The sequence below is a fragment of the Zoogloea sp. LCSB751 genome, assembly GCF_002028455.1.
In the GTDB taxonomy this organism is placed as follows: domain Bacteria; phylum Pseudomonadota; class Gammaproteobacteria; order Burkholderiales; family Rhodocyclaceae; genus Zoogloea.
This window is the reverse complement of record NZ_MWUM01000173.1, coordinates 1-275: the sequence shown is the minus strand read 5'-3', so window position 1 is coordinate 275 and position 275 is coordinate 1. Positions and strand designations below refer to the sequence as shown.

Sequence of the window (275 nt, the reverse complement as noted above, 5' to 3'; positions counted from 1 at the left end):
AGGCTGCGGGTAAAGAGACCCAGCACGATGGCGAGACCGCCACCCAGCTCCAGCAGGATCACCAGGGGCAGCATGAACCCGGGCACGCCCATGGCTTCCATGTAACCCTGGGTACCGGCGTAACCGCCGATCTTGCCCCAGCCTGCCATCACGAACATCAGCGCCAGCAGAACACGACCCGCCAGCAGTGCCACATCTTTCATCTTGTCCATCGTCAGATTCCTTTGATTACCCATCTTGGTAATAACAGTGTAAGAGCTAATTGTTAACTCATT

1 protein-coding gene is annotated in these 275 nt (G+C 56.0%); it reads right to left on the bottom strand.

Annotated elements, in window-relative coordinates:
- A partial coding sequence (locus B4920_RS26250) for a DoxX family protein (protein ID WP_139379676.1) occupies window positions 1-212 on the bottom strand: 212 nt, incomplete at its 3' end.
- Window positions 213-275: the final 63 nt, after the last annotated feature.